Raw genomic sequence first — 23,203 nt, forward strand, 5'->3', positions numbered from 1 at the left:
AAATTAATGGACATTGGGGTACGCTTGGTGTTGAATCAATACAGATGTGTTACCGTTTGGTAAGTACCCGCTGTTCAGCGGTAATACACGCTATATTAAGTTGTTATAAATACCACTTTAATGGGGTTTGGGGAGTACAAAATGGGCTTTAAATTAACGGTAAATTGGCAGTCTTCACCTAGTGAAGAAGGTGAATTTAATCGCGATCATGAGGTTAAGTTTGGCACAGGGCAAAGCATTCAAGCGTCATCTGCGCCAGAATACAAAGGCAACGCGGATAAAGTGAATCCAGAAGAAAGTTTGCTCGCGGCTTTGTCTTCATGCCATATGTTGACCTTTTTAGCGATTGCCCATTTAAAGCGGCTGCCTGTGGCCAGTTATGTTGATAATGCCACTGCTGATTTAGGCAAAAATGAAGCGGGCAAAGTGGCCGTGGTTAAAATGACATTAGCGCCAAAAGTGACATTTGCACAAGGGGTTGACGTTGACGAAGAAACGTTAGCTAAAATACATGAAAAAGCCCATGCAAATTGCTTTATTGCTAACTCATTAGCATGCGAAGTTGAAATAAAACACTAAGTATTTGTTGTGATAAATCAATAATAATAACCCTCTCAGCATTATGCGTGAGAGGGTTATTTTTTACTGTTTTACTTAAACCAATGTGAGGTTACTTGGTTTTAATGTCTGCCGCAGAACCTGTTTTAGGTATAGGTAATCCGCTCAATGGCTTTATAGGTTGCTGTACTAGTTCATCTTTTAAATAACTGATCGCTGCTTCAAGTTGTGCATCTTTACCGCTAAAAGTGGCATAAGGTAAATTATCCACTTCAATGTCGGGTTCCACCCCATGACCTTCAACAATCCAACGACCATCGATGGCATATTGTGGGTATTCTGCTACCCGCGCCATGCCTTTGTCGGTCACCGAATTTCGACCCGATAACCACACTCCAGCGCCTGCAGTTTGTTTACCAATAATAGGCGCAATGTTTAGCGCTCTAATTCCCGCAGAAAAAGTCTCACCATCTGAATAGGTCATTTGATCAGCTAATACGACTAAGTGGCCTCTGAAAGTTTGCTGCATGTTTGCATTCGTGCTGCCATGGGTTGGCTGCCAAAATGCCCACGCACGACGTAACAGTTTTTCGATAATCCAGCTGTCGATATTACCACCACGATTGCGGCGAACATCAATGATTAACCCCTCTTTGTCGTAGTTGGTATAAAACTCGCGAGCAAAGCTTTCAACATCACCGCTGCCCATGGCATACAAGTGCAAATAACCAATGTTACCTTTAGAGGCTTTGGCTACTTTGTCACCGTTATGCTCAACCCAATCAAGGTAACGTAGCTTGGCATCGGTACCAATATCATGGGGCGTTACTATGGTATTGAGAGCTGTTTTCCCACGAACTAAACCCAGTAACACTTGCTTATTACCTTGATTACGCAGTAATTGCGTTACATCAGCAATATTAGTGACTTTCTTGCCATTGAGGCTAGCAATCACATCACCTTCTTGAGCGTCCACTTCAATTCGTGCTAGGGGTGATGCCGACAATGGCAACTCAGGGTCGGTTTGATAAATATGGCTTATCACGACACCTTTGTCGGTTTGTGTCAGCCTAGCCCCTAATGCAGCAGCTTTGGCGGCATCGGCCTCTTGAGCAATATCACCACCACGCACCTGTGAATGTAATGAGTTAAGTTCACCCATCATTTGCATGAAAATGTCATTCAGCTCATTACGATCGGTCAGCCTATCAACCAAAGGCTGATACTTGGCTTTGGCTGCTTGCCAATCCACACCACGCATTTTCGGGTCAAAAAACGAATCACGATGCATTAACCATGCATCTTCAAAAATTTGCTGCCATTCTTGTGGTGGCGAAATGCTTAACTGCCATTGGTCAGTACTGACTTTGGCGCGTGATACATCGCTGGGCAGTTTGTCTCCGGCATCAACAATCAAAAGGTTTTTAGGGTCAGACTGTTTGCGCAGCATAATTTTACTGCCATCTTTTGATAACGAATATTGGCCGACATCTTCGCTAAAGGTATCAACCTTAATATTGAGCGGATCAAACTTAATCAGTTTTAACTCACTTTTATCTTGGCTGCCATCCAATAAATACAGCTTATCTTTAGTTGCGATTAAACTATTGTAGTTACCAGCATCTACTGGCACTTGCCATAAGCGTTGGTTTAATCCGTCCCACTCTACTTTGACTTTTGCTGGGGTATCCTGGTCTTTACTGTCGGCTTTTTTAGCGTCTTTGATAACAGTAAGCTCGGTTGGTTTGGCAAACGGAAACGACGCTTTAGCATCTAATGCTAAGGCAAACACTTGCGTGCGTTTGTCAAATATCGGCCCCATGTTACGGTCACCCCAAGGCGAGTCTGGGGTGGCTTTAAATTCGCGATTAGACAAGAAATACAACCATTTACCGTCGTGACTAAAACTGGGTGAAAACGACTCGTATTTGTCTGAGGTCAAGGTTTGTGCTTTTGATTCGTTAATGGAATACAACACAATTTGCGGACGTTGTTTGCCAATTTCTGCCTTGGTTAGGGCAATAAACTGACTGTCGCCAGACCAGGTAATATCTTGATAAGGGCCTAACCCCTCGCCGTTTTGGATAATTTTTTGGTTATTGTTGCGACTTAAATCGTATAACCACACATTACCCATGTAATCATCATGCACTAAATAACGGCCATTTGGCGATAACGACAAGCTGGTGCGTAAGGTGCTGCCATCTTTGGTGAGCTGTTTCGCGCCAGCTGAACCGTCGGCTGGATATTGCCAAATTTCTTGCTCACCAGATGCATCGCTAATGCCATAAACCCATTTGCCATCATCACTTAATAGTGCATCGCGTACTCGGCTATCGGCAGGAGAGTCTATTTGCACTAAACGGCGACCATCGTTACTGGCAATTGCCACATGGCTGCGGGCGGTAATGACCACGTTATCGCCTTGATGCGAAAACACTGTCGAGGTGGCATAATCCATTGGGTCGTTAACCCACTGCTCGCGGCGATGAGTAAAGTCGCTGGTAAGCTCGATGTCTAATGTTGACTCAGTAAAATTCGCTAAGTTGAGTAACTTAATGTCGGCGCCCTGCTGAAATACAATACGACCATTATTAAGTTGGGCATCACGCACTTGCCAGTCGGTATATTTGGTGTGCTGTATAACGTCTTTGCCATCGACTGTCATTGACCAAATATTGTCATTACCGGACTGATCACTAACAAAATAAACTCGACCATTAGATAACATCGGCTGTTTAACTGAGCCGTCATGGGTTGCAGTTAACCGCTGGGCTTCTTGTTTACTGCCTAGCTTATAACGCCAAATCTCACCTTTAGCGCCGCCGCGATATACTTTGACATTATCGCCACTGACTTGCAGACCAAATTGGGTAAAGTACACATACTCGCCTTTATCATCTATGGTGCCTTCAACGGCGTCAGCTAACGGTAAATCAGTAATGGTTAAGGTTTGTGGGTCAACGGTTTTAAGCACCCAAAAGTTAGCTGGGCCAAAGGCGTTGTCGGTGGAATACAATACTTCGCCAGATGCGGTCCAGCCTTGTAATCGCACTCGGCTGTTTTCAAAACTGACGCGTTTAGCTACGCCGCCTTCAATAGGCATCACATACACTTCGGTTGCGCCTTCATAATTGGCCGTATACGCCACCCATTTACCATCTTTAGAAATTGTTGCGTCCAACTCTTCTGCCGCCAAACTGGTTAAGCGACTGGCTTTAGTTTGGTTCTGGTTTTGACTGAGTTCAGTAGTCCAAAGATCGCCTTCGGCAGTAAACACTAAGGTTTGATCGTGTAATGCAGGAGCGCGGTAATAACCTTGATTAGAGGCATTGGCGAATATCATTGATGAACACGCTAAAGTACCTAAAGCCAGCATACAATGCGCAACAGAGCGGCGAAGTTTCATGGTGAGGAGCTTCCTTTATTAAGTCTAATAGACTGTTTTTATTTATCGCTTCACGTTAGCAGAGTTATGGCTGTTTTTGCAGCACAAAAATGTAACCAAAAACGGCTAAGCAGTATTTGCTTAGCCGTTGGGTTATTGAGAGTATTTTCACGAGTGTTATGCGTGAATTATCGAGAGGTTAGCTGCAGTTTAATTTTATGGTATTGCTCATAAAGTGGATGCGACGGATCTGATAGCTCAGGGAAGCGTTGATCGATAGTGAGCATATAACGTTCCGCCTGAATCAGCTTATTGTCTGCCATTAATACGGTTAATCGGGCCAATGCGACATCAGGCGTATCTAAATGAATATCACCTTTTAGTGAACTTTCATCTTGCTGCTTCATTAATTGCACCTCGTTGTTATTAGCAAGCGATTGTAATCCATGCGCATTTTTTGGCGATTGGGCTTCATTGCCTTTGGGGACAACAGCTTGTTTTGTATCCGATTGTGCTGGCGCAGCACTGGCGGACTCGATATTGGCGGCGCCACGACTGAGAGGTTGATTTTCACCACGCTCGGCACTGCTCGATAAACCTTCTACCACTATCGACTTTTCGGTTGCAGCATCAGCTGAAAGCCTCTTAGTCTGTTGTAATAAAGCAGGCTGTACCGATGAACTCGGCTCAAGGTCGATACCCACTTGCTGTTGTATGCTTGGATTTAACATAAACAATCCAGCCACCAGCAACACTGATGCAGCACTTGAAAATGCCCAGGCATTACGTTGCCACAGTGACTTTGTCGACTTTTTGCTTTGAGCAGATACATGAGATCCCGCTCGCGCCTTGGCTAAAATAGCCTCATCCAGTTCAGCCGATGGCTGCTCTAAAGGTTGCTGATGGTAAGCATCTTTGATTTCTGTTTGTAATGCAGTGAACTCTGCATCATGATCTTGTTGCTGACTCATAATGATGTCTCCTGCCATTGGTTAGCGATACATTGCTTAATACTTTGATAAGCATATCGAATACGACTTTTTGTGGCTTCTAAAGTCACATTAGCAATATCGCTTATCGCGGCAGCGGTCATCCCCATTTCGATATTGAGTAAAAAAGCCTCTTTTTGTACAGGCGGCAGTTTTGCAATGCATTGCTTCATCATATCGACTTGTTGCTGTTGCTGTAATTGCGACTCTGGTGAGGCTTGGCTATCAGCTTCTAGGCTATCCATAGTCTCGTCTTCACCAAGTGGAGCCAACTTGTCCAATGGCTTAACCGCACGCACATGATCTATCAATAAGTTGTGGGCAATTTTATATAACCATGTGGTGAATTTAGCCGTTACCTGATATTGCGCTGCAGCACTAATCACTTTACCCCAAGTATCTTGATATAAATCTTCTGCTAACTGCTGCTGATGTAATTGGCGGACAAAATAACGATACAAAGGTCCTTTATGCTTACGGTACAAGGTTTCAAAGGCATTCATATCGCCGGCCTGATAATCTAACATCAGCTGCTCGTCACTGCCGGCTTGTATGGCAAAAGTCTGTTGCGTTGGCTGTTTCAATGTTGACACTATTTAATCCTTTTAATTATGCACTTATTGATTAAGCCGATTGACACCCGGCGCTAACGCTTGGGAAAGTACACTCGCGGTTTTAAGCATTTGCACAAATTCATGGCGATAACCAAAATGGTCTTGGCCCATAGCTGACTCTGCAAGGGTAATTAACTTAGTATAATCAGTATCGTGGACATAATCATTATGATTAAGTAATTGGCCAAATCCGGCGACGGCGGCAGCAAAGCGAAAATCATCACTGGCTTGGTGTAAATGTGTTAACTGCTGATCACGGCTGATCGAATAAGTTATTAATTGGCTAGCTTGTTCGCCAATAGCTTTATAGCGCAACTTTAAAAATGCCACTTCATTCACAGTACTTAACTGCCCGCTTCGACTTTCATTAGTGTTTTTAGCCCCACTAACCGACTCAGACTGGCTCTGAGCATAACGCAGTGGATCAACTAAGCGCTGATGGCTGTCGTTATAACGTAGTTCATATAAAGCAGTCACAGTATGCCCCGCGCCAATTTCGCCAGCATCGACGGCATCATTGTTAAAGTCGCTGCGATTTAACATACGATTCTCATAACCAATTAAGCGATATTCTGACACGACAGCAGGATTAAACTCGATTTGTATTTTGACATCATGAGCAATGGTTAGCAGGGTGGCATGAAGTTGGTCAACAAGGACTTTTCTGGCCTCATTGAGGGTGTCAATATAGGCATACTGACCATTGGCTTTATTTGATAATTGCTCTAATAAATGGTCGTTATAACTGGCAGTGCCGGAGCCTAGACCAAAACCTAGGGTTGATAAGCCAATCCCCTTTTTGCTTTGACTGGCAACGTAATCAACTAATTGTTGATGATCTGTCATACCGAGGTTGAAGTCACCATCTGTGGCCAAAATAACGCGGTTACTGCCGTTTTCGATAAAGTGCTTTTGTGCTATTTGATACGCCAGCTGAATCCCTTGGCTACCGTTAGTGCCGCCTTGCGCACTTAACTGACTGAGTGCGATGTTAATCGCGCTAAAGTCATTACCAGCGACACCGTCTAACACCACACCACTGGCTCCCGCATACACCACAATCGACACTTTATCTTGCGCCGATAACTGCTGACTGAGCATCAGCAGTGCTTGTTTCAATAAGGGCAATTTATCGTTAGATGACATTGAACCAGACACGTCCAGAAGTAACACTAAATTGCTGGCTCCGAGCTTGTCGGGCGCAATGTCATAACCTTTAATACCAATCCGCAGTAACTGAGTATCTTGATTATAAGGTGAAGGAGCAAGCTCTGTTGTCACACTAAATGGCGTATTCTCTCTTGTTGGTGCGGGATAATCATAACTAAAATAATTAACCAGCTCTTCTACTCTGACGCTATTTTTAAGCGGCAACTGACCTTGATTAATCAATTTTCTCGTGGTGCTGTAACTGCCTGTATCAACATCAATTGAAAAGGTTGATACAGGTGTTTCACCCGCAACCATATTGCCGTTTTGCACTACCGATGCAAACTTATCATTATTGCTTGGCGCCAATGTCATGCTACGACTCATGGCCTCCAAGGAAGTGACATTGCGATAACCAGCTGGATGATCAATGGCTTTTGTGCGTGTCAATTGCCGTTCTTCAGTGACAAGACTGGCTGCTTGTTGGTATGAAACTGGTGATGCATCATTCAAAGCCTGTATCTGCCCCTGTTTGCTTGACGCTTGCTGAAGTGATGATTCAACTTCAATCGTCGCATCTTGCGCCTTAGATTGAGAACCTTCTTTGGGTTCTGGTGCGCAGCCACTAACAATCATGGCACTTATCGTTATGGTTAACACACTGTGCTGTAACCGCTTGCAGTGATAACTTAGGTTTTGACTTATTTTAGTGTTCATGCTGTTTCCCTCATCATTTTGCTTTTATTAAGCGCTTTTCATCAACTCATTTGTGATCGCTCGATTGGCTATAAGCCGATTGGCGATAATCAAACAAGATGGCGTTTGCGACTAATAACGACGAGATAAGTAAAAAGGGTTATTTAAATGATCATTTCGTCGCGATTGAAACCAGCACCAATAAAAATCTGAGCGACTGATAACTTGGATGTTCCAGCTTAGTTTTCGTATTTAGAAACTGAGTGTTAGCCTCATAAAACACTGAATTGCAGCCAACAGAGCACGGCTTATGCTATTATCTAGCACCTTTTTTATCGCCTTAATATTGACGTTAATCGCCGCGGTATCCTGATGAGCGAATTAACTAAATATACTAATAGAATAAGTACGTTAAGGAGTTAACATGCAAGCCCTAGTTGCTGTTGTAATGGGTTCGAAAAGTGATTGGCCTACGATGGAAGCCGCCGCTGAAATTATGGATAAGTTACAAGTGCCTTACCATGTTGAAGTCGTTTCAGCTCACAGAACACCTGACAAGCTAATGGAATTTGCAAGTTCCGCTGCCGATAAAGGCTATAAAGTCATTATTGGTGGCGCAGGTGGCGCAGCCCATTTACCTGGCATGATCGCCTCTAAAACTCGTTTGCCTGTGCTGGGTGTCCCAGTACAAAGCAAAGCACTATCTGGCATGGACAGTCTATTGTCTATTGTACAGATGCCTAAAGGGATTGCCGTTGGCACCTTGGCTATCGGTACTGCTGGTGCATTTAACGCCGGTTTATTAGCCAGTCAAATTTTGGCGATTAGCGATGCCGCTTTAGCTGAACGTTTAGAAGCATTTCGTGATGAGCAAACCCGCTCGGTCCTTGATAATCCCGATCCGAGAGAAGACTAATGACTTTGCCAAAAAATCTTTGGGTATTGGGTGACGGTCAATTAGGCGCCATGCTCAGTCATGCTGGCCAGCCGTTAGGCATTAATGTGCGTCCGGTTGATATTATGACGCCATCAGATGCGCAATTACCGCTAGAAGCTGATGACATCATTACCGCTGAACGCGAGCAATGGCCAGAGTCACAGCTCAGTTTACAACTCAGCCAACACCCACATTTTATTAATGGTCCAGTATTTGGTCGTTTAGCGGATCGCTTTACTCAAAAAAGTCTGCTCGATGAATTAGCTGTCGCCACATCACCTTGGCAATTAGTCGATGACAATACCAGCACCGAAGCCCTGCATAAGGCTTATGGTGAGCGGGTATTATTAAAACGTCGCACCGGCGGTTATGACGGTAAAGGCCAACATTGGTTAAAACAGGCAGAATCGACAACCATCCCTGCCGATTGGCGCAACGAAGCAATTGCCGAACAAGCGATTAACTTCGATGAAGAAGTGTCGATAGTTGGTGTTCGCACTCAAGATGGCCGCTGTTTGTTCTACCCACTAACACTTAACTTGCACCAAGACGGTATTTTAATGGCCTCTATCGCGCCATTAAGCCGCTTAGCACCTTTGCAAGCTGAAGCGGAAGACATGCTAAGCAAGGTCATGCATGGTCTTGAATACGTCGGTGTAATGGCAATGGAATGTTTCCGTGTTGGTGAACACTTAATGGTGAATGAGTTAGCACCGCGAGTGCATAATTCTGGCCATTGGACCCAAGCGGGTTGTCATATCAATCAGTTTGAATTGCATTTACGGGCTTTATGTAACTTACCTTTGCATCAGCCACAAGTGAATTTTCAATGCGTGATGGTAAACCTTATCGGCGTTGATAAAGACGATCGCTGGTTAAGCCTGCCTAATGCGGAGCTGTTTTGGTATAACAAAGAAGTTCGCGTGGGGCGCAAAGTGGGTCATTTGAATCTGTCTGTGCATAATAACCCTATGCTGACTGACAGTATCAATCAGCTTAAAAGGTGGATGCCACAACAGTATCAAGCACCATTAGATTGGATTTTAGCTGAGTTTGCCAAGTAAATTTTGCCCGGTCAATTTGCCAAGCGCTTGGCAATAAACACGTTAATAAAAAAGGAGCCTAGGCTCCTTTTTATGTCAGTTTTTTAGCGGCAAACACAACTACACGCACACTCGGGTTAACTCTTGATCAAGCTTGTTAGCGGTGACTTTTTGCTGTTGCGCCCGCTCGGCAATCACAGTTAAATGGTCATGAACATCTTGGCTTAAACTCGACATTTTTGCCGCGCGTTGATTAATTGAATTAGTTGATGCTTGCTGGCCCAAAATACTATCAGCAATGTTGCTAGCGACACTATCAAGCTGGGTAAATACCACTTCAATATTATCAAATGCTTGAGTGACTCGCTGACATTGTTGCAGGCCGACTTGGCTTATCTGCTGGCTTTTACTGATGCCATTAACCGCATTATTAGCTTTAATTTGCAGTGCTTCCACTATGGTTTGTATCTCGACGGTGGACTCTTGGGTGCGCGAGGCTAATGCTCGCACTTCGTCAGCAACCACAGCAAAACCTCGGCCTTGCTCACCCGCACGAGCGGCTTCGATAGCGGCATTAAGTGCCAATAAGTTAGTTTGCTCTGCAATACTTTTAATCACCTCAAGTACGCTACCAATTTTCTGACTGTCTTTATTGAGTAGATCTAAGTCGTTCACCATAACATCAATGCCATTGGTGAAATCAGTCATACTTTGGTGATTGGCGATAGCGTCTTGATTACCAGACTGTAATAACTGGGTCAGGTTAACTGAGGTCGATTTAAGGTCATCAGCACTTAAGGATAAGTCATCTGCGGTTTGAGTAATGGCGTTTAAAGATAAGGTGATATGTTCGTTCTCACCATGACTATTGCTAATCGACTGCTCGGCTAAACTCATTCGCTCAGTGAGTACCTGTGAGCCATGGTGAAAAGTTTGTACATCTTGTCTAATCTCAGCTAAAACGACTTTTAAGCCTTCAATAAAGGCACTGAACTGGTTAGTAATGTGACCGAGTTGATCATCAATCGGATCGACTAGGCGCTTCTGTGGTGCGGTTTCAGTACTCACGACTAAGGCTAAATAATCTTGAAGTGCCGCTAAACGCTGGTTAATCGCTTGATTAAATAACAACCAGCCAAGCCATGACTGGATCACTAAAGTGCACCCTAGCAAGATTAACACCGTAGATTGATCAACTGGCGCTGACATAAAAAAAATCGCCAACATTGCTAGCATCAGGCATAACGCCGGAAGTAGCACCACTTTTAACTGCAATTTATTATTATTTTGGGTTTGCATATTGGGATCCGCAATATCGTTGACAACATTTTACACAATGCAGGATATTGACGATTTAACAAAATGTAAACACAACTATTACAATCGAGTGTATTTAAGGAGTAAGTGGATGTTTTACGCACAATAAATAGCCTCACAAGGAGGCTATATGGTTAATCAAAAAATAATCGCCACAACCATGACGAATCTAAATTCTCTTTGCATTGATGATATTGCGCAGCATAACGTTTTGAACGTTGATCGACTTTATTCGCTACCGGGACTAACCATTTTTTGGCTTTATAGCTGCCACGTTTATAACCGCCCCAGCCTTCATGGTAATTTAAGTATTGGTTTTTAGCATCCCACTTGGATACACCATTAATTTTATTTGTTTTGTAGATAAACCAACCCATAAAATCCATCGCATCGTCAAAGTCGCTGCGGCTAGACCAACTGTTACCTGTTTCACGAACATAATCGTTCCAAGTCATGGTTTTGGCTTGCGCATATCCATAAGCGTCACTGGCACGTCCTGTGGGGATAAAACCTAAAAAGTATTCCATTGGTGGTGCAGCATTATGCTTGAAGGAACTTTCTTGATACATCATCGCTAAAGGAACATGTACAGGCACGCCCCATTTTTCACGTGTATTAACCGCTGCGTCATACCACGAACGATGTTCTTTAAAAATAGAACATAAATTATCAGGCTCTTTTGGAGGCGAAGTGGCACAGCCCGCTAATGACAGAGATAAAACAACGCTAACGATACCTAAAAAACACTTCATAACACCTCTACCAGCACCTAAGATATTGATTCTGGATTTAGTTTTACATCAATTAAAAATCAATGCAATTATGCTTAGCGTTTCATTTCACATTGATGAAATTCGGTTTGCCAAACTATTGGCTGCCAATAGCCTTGATTTTGACCAATATAGATTTTATCGGTATTGAATTTAGCCGCTATATGGTATTGCTGCTCGGCAACGACATTAACCGAAAGCATTTTTACCTTACGAGCTGATAATGACACTTTCAAATCTGGTGAGTTAATCAGTTCTGCCACAGTAAATGTATGTTCGCCTGGCGATAATAGATAATTCGGTCTTGAAATAACTGGCACGCCGTCTAAATGAGTGACCACGACACGATATAAATTAGCACTGTTGTCGGGCTCTACATAGCTCGACACAGTACCACATTCAACCATATCATCTGGCGATGAGGCACAGCCCTGAATAGCCAATGCCGCGCCCGCAACCAGCAGTGCTCGCCAAGATGAATAAAATTGCATCGCTTATTTCGCCTCGAAAGTGCCAGCAGGAACAACATCATTAAAATAATTTTGTAAGAAAACCGCAAAATTATCTTGTGGTTGAGCCTCTAAACTTTGTAATTCAAGTAAAGATTTTTTCGCCTCATCCTCATAAGATTTTGTAATCTCATCACTTAATGGGTAATGGCTTAAAAACTCGTGGTAATCATTCGCCAATTGTTTAACCCACACGCCGTGATCGGTACCTTTAAGGACGACCTCATTCATCACTCGACCTGATAACGTTTTGTTTGGGTTATCAATGGCTTCTGACCAAGTATTCAATGCAGTTTTGTAGGCATAGCTATCATCGCCGTCGAGCAGCTTAGCGATAGTGTCTAATTGTGCAAAGAGTTCATGCATCCATTGCGTTAATCCAATATTTTTGCCATTACGCTGTAGTTCAAGTCCTGGCTTACGGCCTTCTAATACGACGGCTTTTAAGTTAGCGGCAATTTCAGCCTCACCGACCTCATCAGTATTTTCAGAAGGAGATAATAGGCAATACAACAGGAACAGATCAAGAAAACGCACTTGAGTGGCGTCAATACCAACAGGGCTAAATGGATTCACATCCAAAGCGCGCACTTCAATATACTCAACCCCTGCACGCGATAAAGCTTGTGAAGGTTTTTCACCTTTTTTGGTCACACGCTTAGCGCGTATGGGGGCGTAAAACTCATTTTCAATTTGTAATATATTGCTGTTGAGTTGGCGATACTCTCCATCGACATTAATGCCGATTTTAGCAAAACTTTTCGAGGGCATCTTAATCGCAGCGCCCACACCCTCAAGGTATTCAGGCAATGAGTTGTAACTAATATTCAGCGTGTCTTGTTCTTTATTGGTATAACCTAAATCACTCATGCGCAGTGACGTTGCATAAGGCAGATACAAGGTGCCTTTACCGGTTTTTTGAAACTCAAAATCGACATCTTGATCTTTAATAAACGAACTGCATAATGCCGGCGTCGAGCCAAACAAATACGGTAATACCCACACTAAACGACGATAATTTCGAATAAGGCCAAAGTAGGATTCTGAGATAAAATCTTCAAGGCTAATATTTTTACTGCAACAAGCGCTGCCATTGCCATTAGCAATTTTGTCGTCATACAGGCGTTGCCATAAATCTTGCGACACAGAAAAATTAAAATGCACCCCGGAAATAATTTGCATTAACGCACCATAGCGATGGGTTAATCCTTTGCGGTATAGCGTTTTCATTTTACCGTTATTGGAACTACCATAACGTGCAACCGGAATATCACTGACGTCACCGACGTAACATGGCATACTGACAGGCCACAATTTTTGACCGTTTAAATTGCGCACACTATATGCATGGGTTTGGGTTAACCCATCTAATAACTCATCAACACTGTGGCTTACCGGCGTAATAAATTCTAATAAAGCTTCACTATAATCGGTAGTGATACGCGAATGAGTAAGAGCAGAACCAAGCGCTTTTGGGTGTTCGTCTTGTGCTAGATGGCCATTTTCATCAATACGCAATGCTTCACGTTCAATACCACGTGACATGCCCAATAAAGCCTCACGGCCTTGAGTGTCGCTTAAGTGTTCGACTTTTTCATTGAAAGACTTCAATTTACTACTCTCTTTTATGGATTCGCATTGCGAGTAAACAGCTGGACCTGATAATAAACGAGATTATTACTGAAAACGCGAAAAAAGTGTAACTCAGTATAATTAGCGTGTTTATGAGGGTGAAATTAAAAACGGCAACACTCTATGTCACCGTTAATGGATCCTTAAACATTCTCTGCTATTCACTCATTAACCGACACAGAATGATATTACGATTAAAGCATACGATATAGCCCAACCTATTTTAAAATAGCTTGGGCTATATCTATATAGGGTTAACATTAACTTATTTCAAGGCGACTGTTAACCCTATTAGGAACAAGTGTTCAACTAGTCAGCAAGCGTGACCATTTCAACCTGATATCCTAGCGCTTTTAGTTGCGGTTCAACTGTGGTTTTATCTCCCACCACCAACATAACCATATCGTTGATATTAAGTAACTTACTGGCCAATTTATTTAGTTCATCCGTCGAAATACTGTTGACTATTTGGTCTTGCTCAGCGGTAAAATCTTGAGCTAACTGATAGCGTTGGATCATTCTTAAAAAGCCCGCTTTTTGATACGGTGTTTCGTATTCTAATGCTTGGCTTTGGGCAATTGAACTGCGCATAAAGGCACTTTCTTCGTCTGTCATACCTGAAGCTTGGTAAGCGTTAATTTCTTTGACAAACTCAGCCAAAGATAAGCCTGTGACATCACTTCTCACACTGGCATAAGCCATAAATTTACCGGTATCTTCACCACCACTAAATTGAGTGCGAGCACCATAGGTGTAACCTTTATCTTCACGTAAATTTAGATTAACTCGACTATTAAACGCATCACCTAATGGATAGTTCATCAAATAGGCTTTAAAGAAATCACCGGTAGCATCATAGGGTAACGACACCTGACCAATATTAATAACCGATTGAGCCGCACCCGGTTTATCAATCAGATAAACGATATTTTTAGGGTGGGCTGGCAATGCAGGTAATGCAGCAAAGTGCGTTGCCTCACCTTGCCACTGAGCAAACATCGACAACTTCGGCATGATCTGCTGCTGGCTTAAGTCTGATACCACCACCATCTGAGCATTACCGGCACGGTACTGCTGATGATAAAACTGCTTCACATCATCAAGAGTTAACGCTGATATGGTGTTAATCGTACCATCACTGCTTATGCCCAACGGACTATTTTCACCATACAACAAAGCAGAAAAACCAGTGCTAGCGAGATAGTTAGCATCGGACAGCTGATGTTGTAAGCCTTGCAATTGTTGTTGCTTAACCCGTTCAAAATCAGCGGCAACAAAACCTGGACTAAACAAACGCTCTTTAACCAGTGCCAGCGTAGCATCAAGATTTTCGGTCAAACTCGATACCTTGATATAACTTTGTGAATCACTGGAACCAAAGCTAATGGATGACCCAAGCATATCAAGCGCGCCAGCTAAATCTTCACTGCTTCGCAGCTCGCTTGACTCATTAAGCATAGATGCAGTTAATTCTGCTAAACCGGCTTTGTTAGCTGGGTCTAATCGATGACCACCATCAAGATAAATAAGCAGTTCAACGGTTGGGGTTTCATCACTTTCAGTGCCCATCACTTCGATGCCATTGGCAAGCTTGCTGTCCCACAATTGCGGAACGGTTAACAAAGGTGCTGCAGCAGATGAAGGCATTTTATTGCGATTAAATGAAGACTTTGCAAAAGTGATGTCGGTTAATCCTGTGACCGCTTCTTGTGCAATAGGCATAGTGGTTGGTATAAAATTGTCTGCATGAGCAATCAATTGCGTTTGCCCTTCAGGGACAATACTCATCACCACCATGGGTTTGTTTTTAATGTAAGTATTGAAAACGCGCATCACATCGGCTTTGGTGACTTTAGCATAACGAGCTAAATCAGATGCCACCATGTCAGGCTGACCAAAGAAGGTTTGGTTCGCAGCAAGGGTGGACACTTTACCGGCCACACTCTGCATACCAAAAATAGTATTTGCTTCGAACTGCACTTTCACTTTTTGTAAGTCATCGTCGGTTACGCCACGTTGTTCAAACTCATTGATAGTCTGATTAATTCGAGTTTTAAGATCGGCAAGACTGCCACCTTTAGCGGGATTGGCCACTGCATAAAGTGATAACTGACAGGCCAGCTCTTGGCATGGATGACTGACCGCAGCTTGCACTGCATAGCCATCTTTAACTAAATTCTTATAAATCAGTGATGTTTTACCGCCGCCAAGAATATTAGCCAGTAAATCGAGGGCTGCCTCGTCTTTGTGCTGCGCATAAACGGTTGGAAACCCGACGTAAATAAGCGGTAGGTGTACTTTATCTTCCATCGAGATATAGCGAGTTTTATCCAATGTGACCATGGTTTTCGCTTCAGGCTTGACGACTGGTCCCGCTGGAATTTCCCCAAAATATTTATTCACCCACGCCAATGTTTGCATTTCATCAATGTCACCACCAATGGTTAAGGTGGCATTGTTAGGTCCATACCAACGTTGGAAAAAATGTTTAACGTCATCTACTGTGGCGCGATCTAAGTCGTCTGGCCAACCAATAACAGGCCATGAATAAGGATGGCTAGCGGGATAGAATGCTTGGTTAAAACGTTCATTCAAACGACCATAAGGGCGGTTATCGATGCGCTGTGCGCGCTCATTTTTAACGGTTTCACGTTGCACCTCAAATTTTTCGCTGGTGAGCGCTGGCAGTAAAAAACCCATACGATCCGACTCTAACCACAGCATTTTTTCTAACTGGTTACTCGGAACCGTTTCAAAGTAATTGGTTCTATCAGTATTAGTACTGCCGTTTAATGTTCCGCCCGCTTCGGTCACCACTTTAAAATGTTGTTCATCCTCAACGTGCTGTGAACCTTGAAACATCATGTGCTCAAATAAATGGGCAAAACCACTGCGCCCTGCTAGTTCTCGCGCCGATCCCACATGATAAGTCACATCGACATGAGCCAAAGGATCTGACTTATCTTGATGTAAAATAACCGTTAAACCATTGGCTAACTGATATTTTTTATAAGGAATACTCACTTGGTTTTCTTGCGGGGTCGCGATTTCGATTAAGGTGACACCTTGGGGTAAACTCGATGCTTGCTGAGCGTTGTATGCACAACCACTCAACGCTGCGCTGATGGCAGCAGCCAGTATCCATTTATTTACATTTAGTTTCAAAACTGATTCCTTCCTTTTATAACAAATATAACCATGACGGTTACACAGATAATGGCTATCAAAAATCGACCGAATACATCACCAGTAACACTATGAGGCTATAACGGATAAGCTTACCGACAAACATAAAAAATGATGCCGGCACAATAGGAATTTTAAGCCATCCAGCCAGTAAACATAATAAATCACCAATTATTGGTAACCAAGATAACAGTAACGCCCACGTACCATATTTTTCTATCCACGCAAGCGCATAACGATATTGTCGGCTTTGAATATCTTGAGGATTTTTGGCTAATCGCCCTGCTCGACCAAGACCATAACTGGTTATCGCCCCGAGTGTATTTCCGACACTAGCCAGTATCAATAATTCAAGCCATGAAGAGGGGGTTTGATTAAGTAACGCTACCAGTAAGACTTCAGAGCCACCAGGCAGTAAGGTGGCGGCTAAAAACGCGCCGCTGAACATTAACCATAAATTTGTCATCAATAGACCTTAATACGCATTAATAGTTTCATTATGTTCACTATTCAATTTATTTTTATTGGACCTTTAATATGTATATAAGCCCAACATATCTCGCTCAAGATCCAGTGTATCAATATTAAAGTGATGTATCTTAGGCCAAGATATTGGCCTGAACACCCTAGTGGTAAAACGATGAATTACGCAAAAAACGCAAGCTTTTCTGACTAAATTGACAAAATTAAAGTCGGTATCATGCAAATACGTTAATAGGGAGTGAAATACTTAAAGTTATAATAACAAATTTATTTATTCTTATAAGTTATAATAAAATAACGTTGTTTGTCATTCGATCACTTCATACAATACGATTAATATTTATTAACCTTAACGAATTTAATTGATCGTTATTAAGCGTTAACACCGGCTATTTTTTTAAAGACTAGCCAGTAATATCGCACGATGTCGTCAATAGAGAGGTTAACTTTTTAGTAATTCATAACTCATTAATAAACATAATGAGTCTCGCACAACGACCTTGTCTACTCAAATTGAGTAGCGCCATAATGACATAATTTGGAACTTTCATGATATTGCAAACCCTCAAACGCATCCCTTTTTGGCAGAAAGTCATTGCTGGCTTTGTTTTAGGCACACTCACAGGTGTCGGATTAGGCGAATCGGCGATAATGTTAAAACCGCTGGGTGATTTGTTTATTAGTGCCATTAAAATGCTGGTCGCGCCTTTAGTATTTTGTGCCATTGTGGTCAGCATTACCTCTCTAGGCTCGCAGGGTAATTTAAAGCGTTTAAGCTTTAAAACGTTAGCCATGTTTATGTTTACCGGCACAATTGCTTCATTTATTGGCTTAACGGTCGGCAGTCTGATCGATATGGGTGGTAATCTTGCTTTAGCCACAACAGAGGTGCGCGAGCGTGATATTCCAGGCTTCGCCCAAGTGTTGCTCAACATGATCCCAGTCAATCCGTTTGCATCATTAGCTGATGGCAATGTGTTGCAAATCATCGTATTTGCCGCGCTAGTTGGTATTGCCATTAATGCAGTCGGCGAAAAAGCCGCACCGTTAAAGAACGTTATTGAAGCTGGTGCTGAAGTGATGTTTCAATTAACCCGTATGGTGCTAAAACTGACACCAATTGGCGTATTTGGCCTAATGGCGTGGGTTGTAGGTGAGTATGGTTTGAGCACATTATTACCATTAGGTAAGTTTATTATGGCGATTTATATTGCCGCACTCATCCATATCATTTTTGTTTACGGCGGGTTAGTAAAGTTTGCTGCAGGGTTAAGTCCTGTGCAGTTTTTCCGTAAAGCCATGCCAGCGCAAATCGTAGCCTTCAGTACTGCATCAAGTTTCGGAACCTTACCTGCCAGTACCCGTTGTTCAGAGGCGATGGGCGTATCAAAACGATACAGTGCGTTTGTATTACCCTTGGGCGCAACAATGAACATGGACGGTTGTGGTGGTATTTACCCTGCGATTGCCGCCATTTTTATTGCACAAATTTACGGTATCCCGCTCGACATGACTGACTATATGTTAATTGCAGTCACGGCAACGGTTGCTTCTGTCGGTACCGCAGGTGTGCCAGGTAGCGCGATGGTGATGTTAACTGTGACATTAGGCGTAATAGGCTTACCACTTGAAGGTATCGCCTTTATTGCGGCTATTGACCGTATTATTGACATGATCCGCACGGCAACGAATGTCACTGGCGACATGATGACCGCGGTTGTTATTGGTAAGAGCGAAGGTCAGCTTGATGTTGAACAGTTTTACTCGGATGACAAGCCAATTGAGCAAACAGCTTAATAACACCGAAAACAATATTGTATAAATGAATAAGCCAGCACTTTATCGTGCTGGCTTATTGCTATTAATTGCAAAGACAAATCTCTCTTCGTACGACTAAATACCACAGTAACCGCTTTAAAGATTAAAACAGCTAAGCAAAATTAGACCATTAAAATCCCACCATCCCCATAATAATCAACAGTAAACAGACGAATCAAATCAACTTAGTAGACTCACTAAACAGCCTAAAGCCATTAAGATTTAGGCTGCATTTCGATGAGTCTGCTTAAGCAGAAAATAGACGCTTTAGCCCAAAACAGCCAATAACACACCAGCAGCGACAGCACTGCCCAAAACACCGGCAACGTTAGGTCCCATCGCGTGCATCAGCAAGAAGTTTTGGTTGTTAGCCTCTAAACCAACTTTATTAACCACACGGGCAGCCATTGGCACAGCAGAAACCCCAGCGGCACCAATAAGTGGATTAATTTTTCCACCAGAAAGCTTACTCATTAATTTAGCCATCAATACACCAGAAGCGGTACCAATGCTGAACGCAACCGCCCCCAGGATTAAAATACCTAACGTTTCGATACGTAGAAATTGATCCGCAGATAACTTAGATCCAACGGCTAGACCTAAAAAGATCGTTACGATATTGATTAACTCGTTCTGAGCTGTTTTTGATAAACGATCAACCACGCCAGATTCGCGCATTAAATTACCCAAGCAGAACATGCCAATTAAGGGCGTTGCCGCGGGTAAAAACAAAATGGTTAAACCAAGCACCATCAGTGGGAAAATAATTTTCTCTTTCTTACTGACCTCACGCAATTGCTCCATTTTGATTTCACGCTCGGCTTTGGTCGTGAGCAGTTTCATAATTGGCGGCTGAATAAGCGGCACGAGTGCCATATATGAATATGCAGCAACAGCAATTGCCCCTAACAATTCTGGCGCGAGTTTAGAGGCTAAGAAAATCGCCGTTGGACCGTCTGCACCACCAATAATCGCAATGGCTGCAGCATCTTGCATACTAAACTCAAACCCAGGCACCCAATTTAAGGCAATAGCACCGAGCAAGGTGGCAAAAATACCAAATTGTGCAGCCGCACCCAGTAGTAGCGTTTTAGGGTTAGCAATTAGTGCGCCGAAATCAGTTAATGCACCGACACCCATGAAGATGAGTAACGGGAACACCCCAGTCTCGATCCCAACATGATAAGCGTAAAATAATAAACCACCTTCATCAGTAAAGCCGGCATTAGGAATGTTGGCTAATATTGCCCCAAATCCAATGGGTAATAATAATAACGGTTCAAAACCTTTCATTATTGCTAAAAATAATAACAAACAACCAACAGCCATCATTAGCAGCTGGCCACCAGTAAAGTTAGCGATACCCGTTTCTGCCCAAAAGGCCAATAATCCTTCCATCTCGACCTCTTATGCTAATGATAACAATGCTGAACCTACGGTTACACTGTCACCTTGTTTAACTACTAACTGAGTGACAACACCATCTTGTTGAGCGCGAATTTCAGTTTCCATTTTCATTGCTTCAAGGATGATGATCACTTCACCGCTTGTTACCGCTTGACCATTGCTCACTAGCACTTTAAAAATATTACCCGATAATGGCGCAGCCATAGTGCACTTAACCTCGCCTGCAGGCGGTGAGGCAATTTGAGTTGGCGTTGCAACTGCTGGCGCGGCTGAAGCGGAAGCTGGCGCAATGTGACTTATTTCCCCTCCTTCGCTGACTTCGACGACAAAATGCTGACCTTCTACATTGACGCGATACGTTGCAGGGCCGCTATCGACTTTAACGTTAAGATCGTCGGCGCTTGGTATAGGTTCAAATGCATCCGGATTACCGCGATTTTTAAGAAATTGCAGACCAATTTGATTGAACAAGGCGTAAGTCATTACATCATCGTCAACGTCTGCAGCTAACGAGATACCTTGATCTGCAGATATTTCAGCTAATTCAGTACGTAGTTTGTCGAGTTCGGGTGCAATCAAATCTGCCGGCCGACAAGTAATAGGCTGCTCGCCTTTTAACACTCTTGCCTGAAGCTCAGCATTAACCGGCGCTGGCGTCGCACCGTATTCGCCTTTGAGCACGCCTTCGGTTTCTTTGGTCATGGACTTATAACGCTCGCCCATTAATACGTTAATCACCGATTGCGAACCAACAATTTGTGATGTTGGGGTGACTAATGGAAGAAATCCTAAGTCTTCACGCACCCGCGGGATCTCCTCAAGCACGGCATCCATTTTATCAGCAGCGCCCTGCTCTTTTAATTGATTTTCCATGTTGGTTAACATGCCACCAGGCACTTGAGCGCGTAAAATACGTGAGTCGATACCTTTTAATGCACCTTCGAAACGCACATACTTTTTACGCACCTCACGAAAGTAAGCGGCAATCTCTTCTAGCAACACCATATCGTAACCGGTTGCTCTGTCAGTATCTTCAACCATAGCCACTAAGGTTTCTGTGGCGCTGTGGCCGTAAGTTTGGCTCATTGAAGAGATAGCGGTATCGAGCACATCAACACCCGCTTCAATGGCTTTTTGATATGTAGCCGTGCTCAGGCCCGTTGTTGCATGACAATGCATCGACACCATTAGGTCGGTTTGCGATTTTAAACGGCTGATCAGATCGTAAGCTTGCATCGGTTTAAGTAAACCAGCCATGTCTTTAATGCATAATGAATCAGCGCCCATATCTTCTAAACGCTTTGCCATATCGACCCAAGTATCAACAGAATGAACTGGGCTAGTAGTGAAAGAAATTGTTCCTTGAGCATGACCGCCAACATTTTTAACCGCTTTAACCGCGGTTTCAAGATTACGCACGTCGTTCATCGCATCAAAAATACGAAATACATCGACACCATTGGCATGCGCTCGTTCGACAAAACGCGTAACAACATCATCGGCATAATGACGATAACCTAATAAATTTTGGCCTCGAAGCAACATTTGCTGCGGGGTATTAGGCATAGCTTTTTTGAGTTCACGAATGCGATCCCAAGGGTCTTCACCTAAATAGCGAATACAAGCGTCAAATGTGGCCCCTCCCCATGACTCAAGAGACCAAAAGCCTATTTTGTCTAACAGTGGTGCAATAGGTAACATATCGTCAATACGTAAACGTGTTGCGAGTATTGATTGGTGTGCGTCACGCAGGACAACATCGGTTAATGCTAACGGCTTGATCATAATGACTCCAAAATTATTTTGCGCGGTATTGATGTATCGCAGAAGTGATAGCGGCAACCAACTTAGGATCTATCCCAACGGTTTTTGCACAACCTGTCGTTGCTGGCCCAGTGACAGGCTCCTCGATAGGTGCAGGAAAAAGCTTGGCAACAATGCCAATACCAATAATTAAAATACTCAAAAAAATAAATACTAAGCCCATGCCCATTACCATAATGCCAAGTGCATCAGATAACTGCTCTGATATCGATGTCATGTGTCCTCACTTTTTCTATTAAACATCAAACTATCGCGCTGGCTATTATGTATCGTGCGCTAATGCGCGATCGCGGTGCAATATCACAAACCTGCACCAAGACAGGAACACCGTTAACGATTACATAAAGCGCATCAACTATTCAATAAAGCATAAATATTCATATTGAACGCGTATTCAATGAAGTTGTATTTTCATGGTAAAACAGCAAACTGAGATTAAAACCCAAAAAACCGTCACAAAATATAAACAAATTAGCGCCACAATGCTATCTTTTTGTAAATTGGTCTTACCAAATTAGTGATATTAGATGAGGTTGGATCAATAAATCTCAATAAATACAGGCATAATTTATTAAATCATCAATGAATTTCGCTTAATAAGCTTTAAATTAGTAAAACCATGATAAGAACAACGATATGAGTCATATTTTATTGATTTAACAGCTTGATAAAATGAATAACAAATCACGACTTGGGAGATAAGTGAATAAAGATGTAAATATCAGCTTTTGTTGATAAAGGGCTTAGGCGTGGATAAGAAAATAGTCTAAAAATGAACCATAAAAAAAGCCCTGCAATAATGCAGGGCTTTTTTATTATGGTGCGCGTGGGAGGAGTCGAACCTCCGACCGCCTGGTTCGTAGCCAGGTACTCTATCCAGCTG

17 protein-coding genes are annotated in these 23,203 nt (G+C 42.9%); 4 read left to right on the forward strand and 13 right to left on the reverse strand.

Annotation, left to right across the window (positions count from 1 at the left end):
* Positions 1-141: 141 nt before the first annotated feature.
* Positions 142-579: an OsmC family protein gene (locus tag ACED29_RS01460; protein ID WP_124017558.1), complete on the forward strand. Its 438-nt coding sequence runs from the start codon at positions 142-144 to the stop codon at positions 577-579.
* A 91-nt stretch (positions 580-670) separates the two neighbouring features.
* Here the strand turns inward: ACED29_RS01460 and ACED29_RS01465 are convergent, their stop codons facing one another.
* From ACED29_RS01465 to ACED29_RS01480, 4 genes are all read right to left on the reverse strand, one after another.
* Positions 671-3,967 carry a S41 family peptidase gene (locus ACED29_RS01465; protein ID WP_371696809.1) on the reverse strand — a complete coding sequence of 1,099 codons (3,297 nt, stop codon included), beginning with the start codon at positions 3,965-3,967 and terminating at the stop codon, positions 671-673.
* A gap of 167 nt (positions 3,968-4,134) precedes the next feature.
* Complete coding sequence (locus ACED29_RS01470; RefSeq protein WP_371696810.1) at positions 4,135-4,917, reverse strand: hypothetical protein; 783 nt, start codon at positions 4,915-4,917, stop codon at positions 4,135-4,137.
* Complete coding sequence (locus ACED29_RS01475) at positions 4,914-5,462, reverse strand: sigma-70 family RNA polymerase sigma factor (RefSeq protein WP_371696914.1); 549 nt, start codon at positions 5,460-5,462, stop codon at positions 4,914-4,916. Before ACED29_RS01475 ends, ACED29_RS01470 begins: the two co-directional genes overlap by 4 nt.
* Before the next feature lie 90 nt (positions 5,463-5,552).
* Positions 5,553-7,334, reverse strand: coding sequence for a von Willebrand factor type A domain-containing protein (locus tag ACED29_RS01480; RefSeq protein WP_371696916.1), 1,782 nt, complete (start codon positions 7,332-7,334; stop codon positions 5,553-5,555).
* Positions 7,335-7,818: 484 nt separating this feature from the next.
* Here ACED29_RS01480 and purE point away from each other — a divergent pair, with 484 nt between their 5' ends.
* Positions 7,819-8,310 carry a 5-(carboxyamino)imidazole ribonucleotide mutase gene (gene purE / locus ACED29_RS01485; RefSeq protein WP_182697914.1) on the forward strand — a complete coding sequence of 164 codons (492 nt, stop codon included), beginning with the start codon at positions 7,819-7,821 and terminating at the stop codon, positions 8,308-8,310.
* Entirely contained in the window at positions 8,310-9,395 is a 1,086-nt protein-coding gene (gene purK, locus ACED29_RS01490; protein WP_371696812.1) for a 5-(carboxyamino)imidazole ribonucleotide synthase, read from the forward strand. The genes purE and purK overlap by 1 nt, the downstream gene beginning before the upstream one ends.
* A gap of 99 nt (positions 9,396-9,494) precedes the next feature.
* Here the strand turns inward: purK and ACED29_RS01495 are convergent, their stop codons facing one another.
* The 6 genes from ACED29_RS01495 to ACED29_RS01520 form a co-directional block, all read right to left on the reverse strand.
* A complete protein-coding gene (locus ACED29_RS01495; protein WP_371696813.1) occupies positions 9,495-10,673 on the reverse strand; it encodes a methyl-accepting chemotaxis protein in 1,179 nt (392 codons plus the stop codon).
* Positions 10,674-10,825: 152 nt separating this feature from the next.
* The gene (locus tag ACED29_RS01500; RefSeq protein ID WP_124017565.1) at positions 10,826-11,443 is read right to left on the reverse strand and encodes a hypothetical protein; all 618 of its coding nucleotides are present in this window, start codon (positions 11,441-11,443) and stop codon (positions 10,826-10,828) included.
* A 74-nt stretch (positions 11,444-11,517) separates the two neighbouring features.
* A complete protein-coding gene (locus ACED29_RS01505) occupies positions 11,518-11,952 on the reverse strand; it encodes a hypothetical protein (protein WP_182697911.1) in 435 nt (144 codons plus the stop codon).
* A gap of 3 nt (positions 11,953-11,955) precedes the next feature.
* Positions 11,956-13,599 carry a glutamate--cysteine ligase gene (gene gshA / locus ACED29_RS01510; protein WP_371696918.1) on the reverse strand — a complete coding sequence of 548 codons (1,644 nt, stop codon included), beginning with the start codon at positions 13,597-13,599 and terminating at the stop codon, positions 11,956-11,958.
* 312 nt (positions 13,600-13,911) lie between these two features.
* A complete protein-coding gene (locus ACED29_RS01515; RefSeq protein WP_371696815.1) occupies positions 13,912-16,767 on the reverse strand; it encodes a M16 family metallopeptidase in 2,856 nt (951 codons plus the stop codon).
* Between the two features lie 58 nt (positions 16,768-16,825).
* Positions 16,826-17,254 (reverse strand): YqaA family protein, encoded by a 429-nt coding sequence (locus ACED29_RS01520; protein ID WP_371696817.1) that lies wholly within the window; start codon positions 17,252-17,254, stop codon positions 16,826-16,828.
* A gap of 566 nt (positions 17,255-17,820) precedes the next feature.
* Here ACED29_RS01520 and ACED29_RS01525 point away from each other — a divergent pair.
* Entirely contained in the window at positions 17,821-19,068 is a 1,248-nt protein-coding gene (locus tag ACED29_RS01525) for a dicarboxylate/amino acid:cation symporter (RefSeq protein ID WP_182697907.1), read from the forward strand.
* A 288-nt stretch (positions 19,069-19,356) separates the two neighbouring features.
* Here ACED29_RS01525 and ACED29_RS01530 read toward each other — a convergent pair whose 3' ends face one another.
* The 3 genes from ACED29_RS01530 to ACED29_RS01540 are packed head-to-tail and all read right to left on the reverse strand — an operon-like array spanning position 19,357 to position 22,537.
* Positions 19,357-20,487, reverse strand: a complete 1,131-nt coding sequence (locus ACED29_RS01530) for a sodium ion-translocating decarboxylase subunit beta (RefSeq protein ID WP_124017570.1) — start codon at positions 20,485-20,487, stop codon at positions 19,357-19,359.
* Positions 20,488-20,496: 9 nt separating this feature from the next.
* A complete protein-coding gene (gene oadA, locus ACED29_RS01535) occupies positions 20,497-22,281 on the reverse strand; it encodes a sodium-extruding oxaloacetate decarboxylase subunit alpha (RefSeq protein ID WP_371696819.1) in 1,785 nt (594 codons plus the stop codon).
* Between the two features lie 13 nt (positions 22,282-22,294).
* Complete coding sequence (locus ACED29_RS01540; protein WP_124017572.1) at positions 22,295-22,537, reverse strand: OadG family transporter subunit; 243 nt, start codon at positions 22,535-22,537, stop codon at positions 22,295-22,297.
* Positions 22,538-23,203: the final 666 nt, after the last annotated feature.

Origin of the sequence: Shewanella sp. 5S214 (genome assembly GCF_041439795.1) — a bacterium.
Taxonomy (GTDB): Bacteria; Pseudomonadota; Gammaproteobacteria; order Enterobacterales; family Shewanellaceae; genus Shewanella; species Shewanella vesiculosa.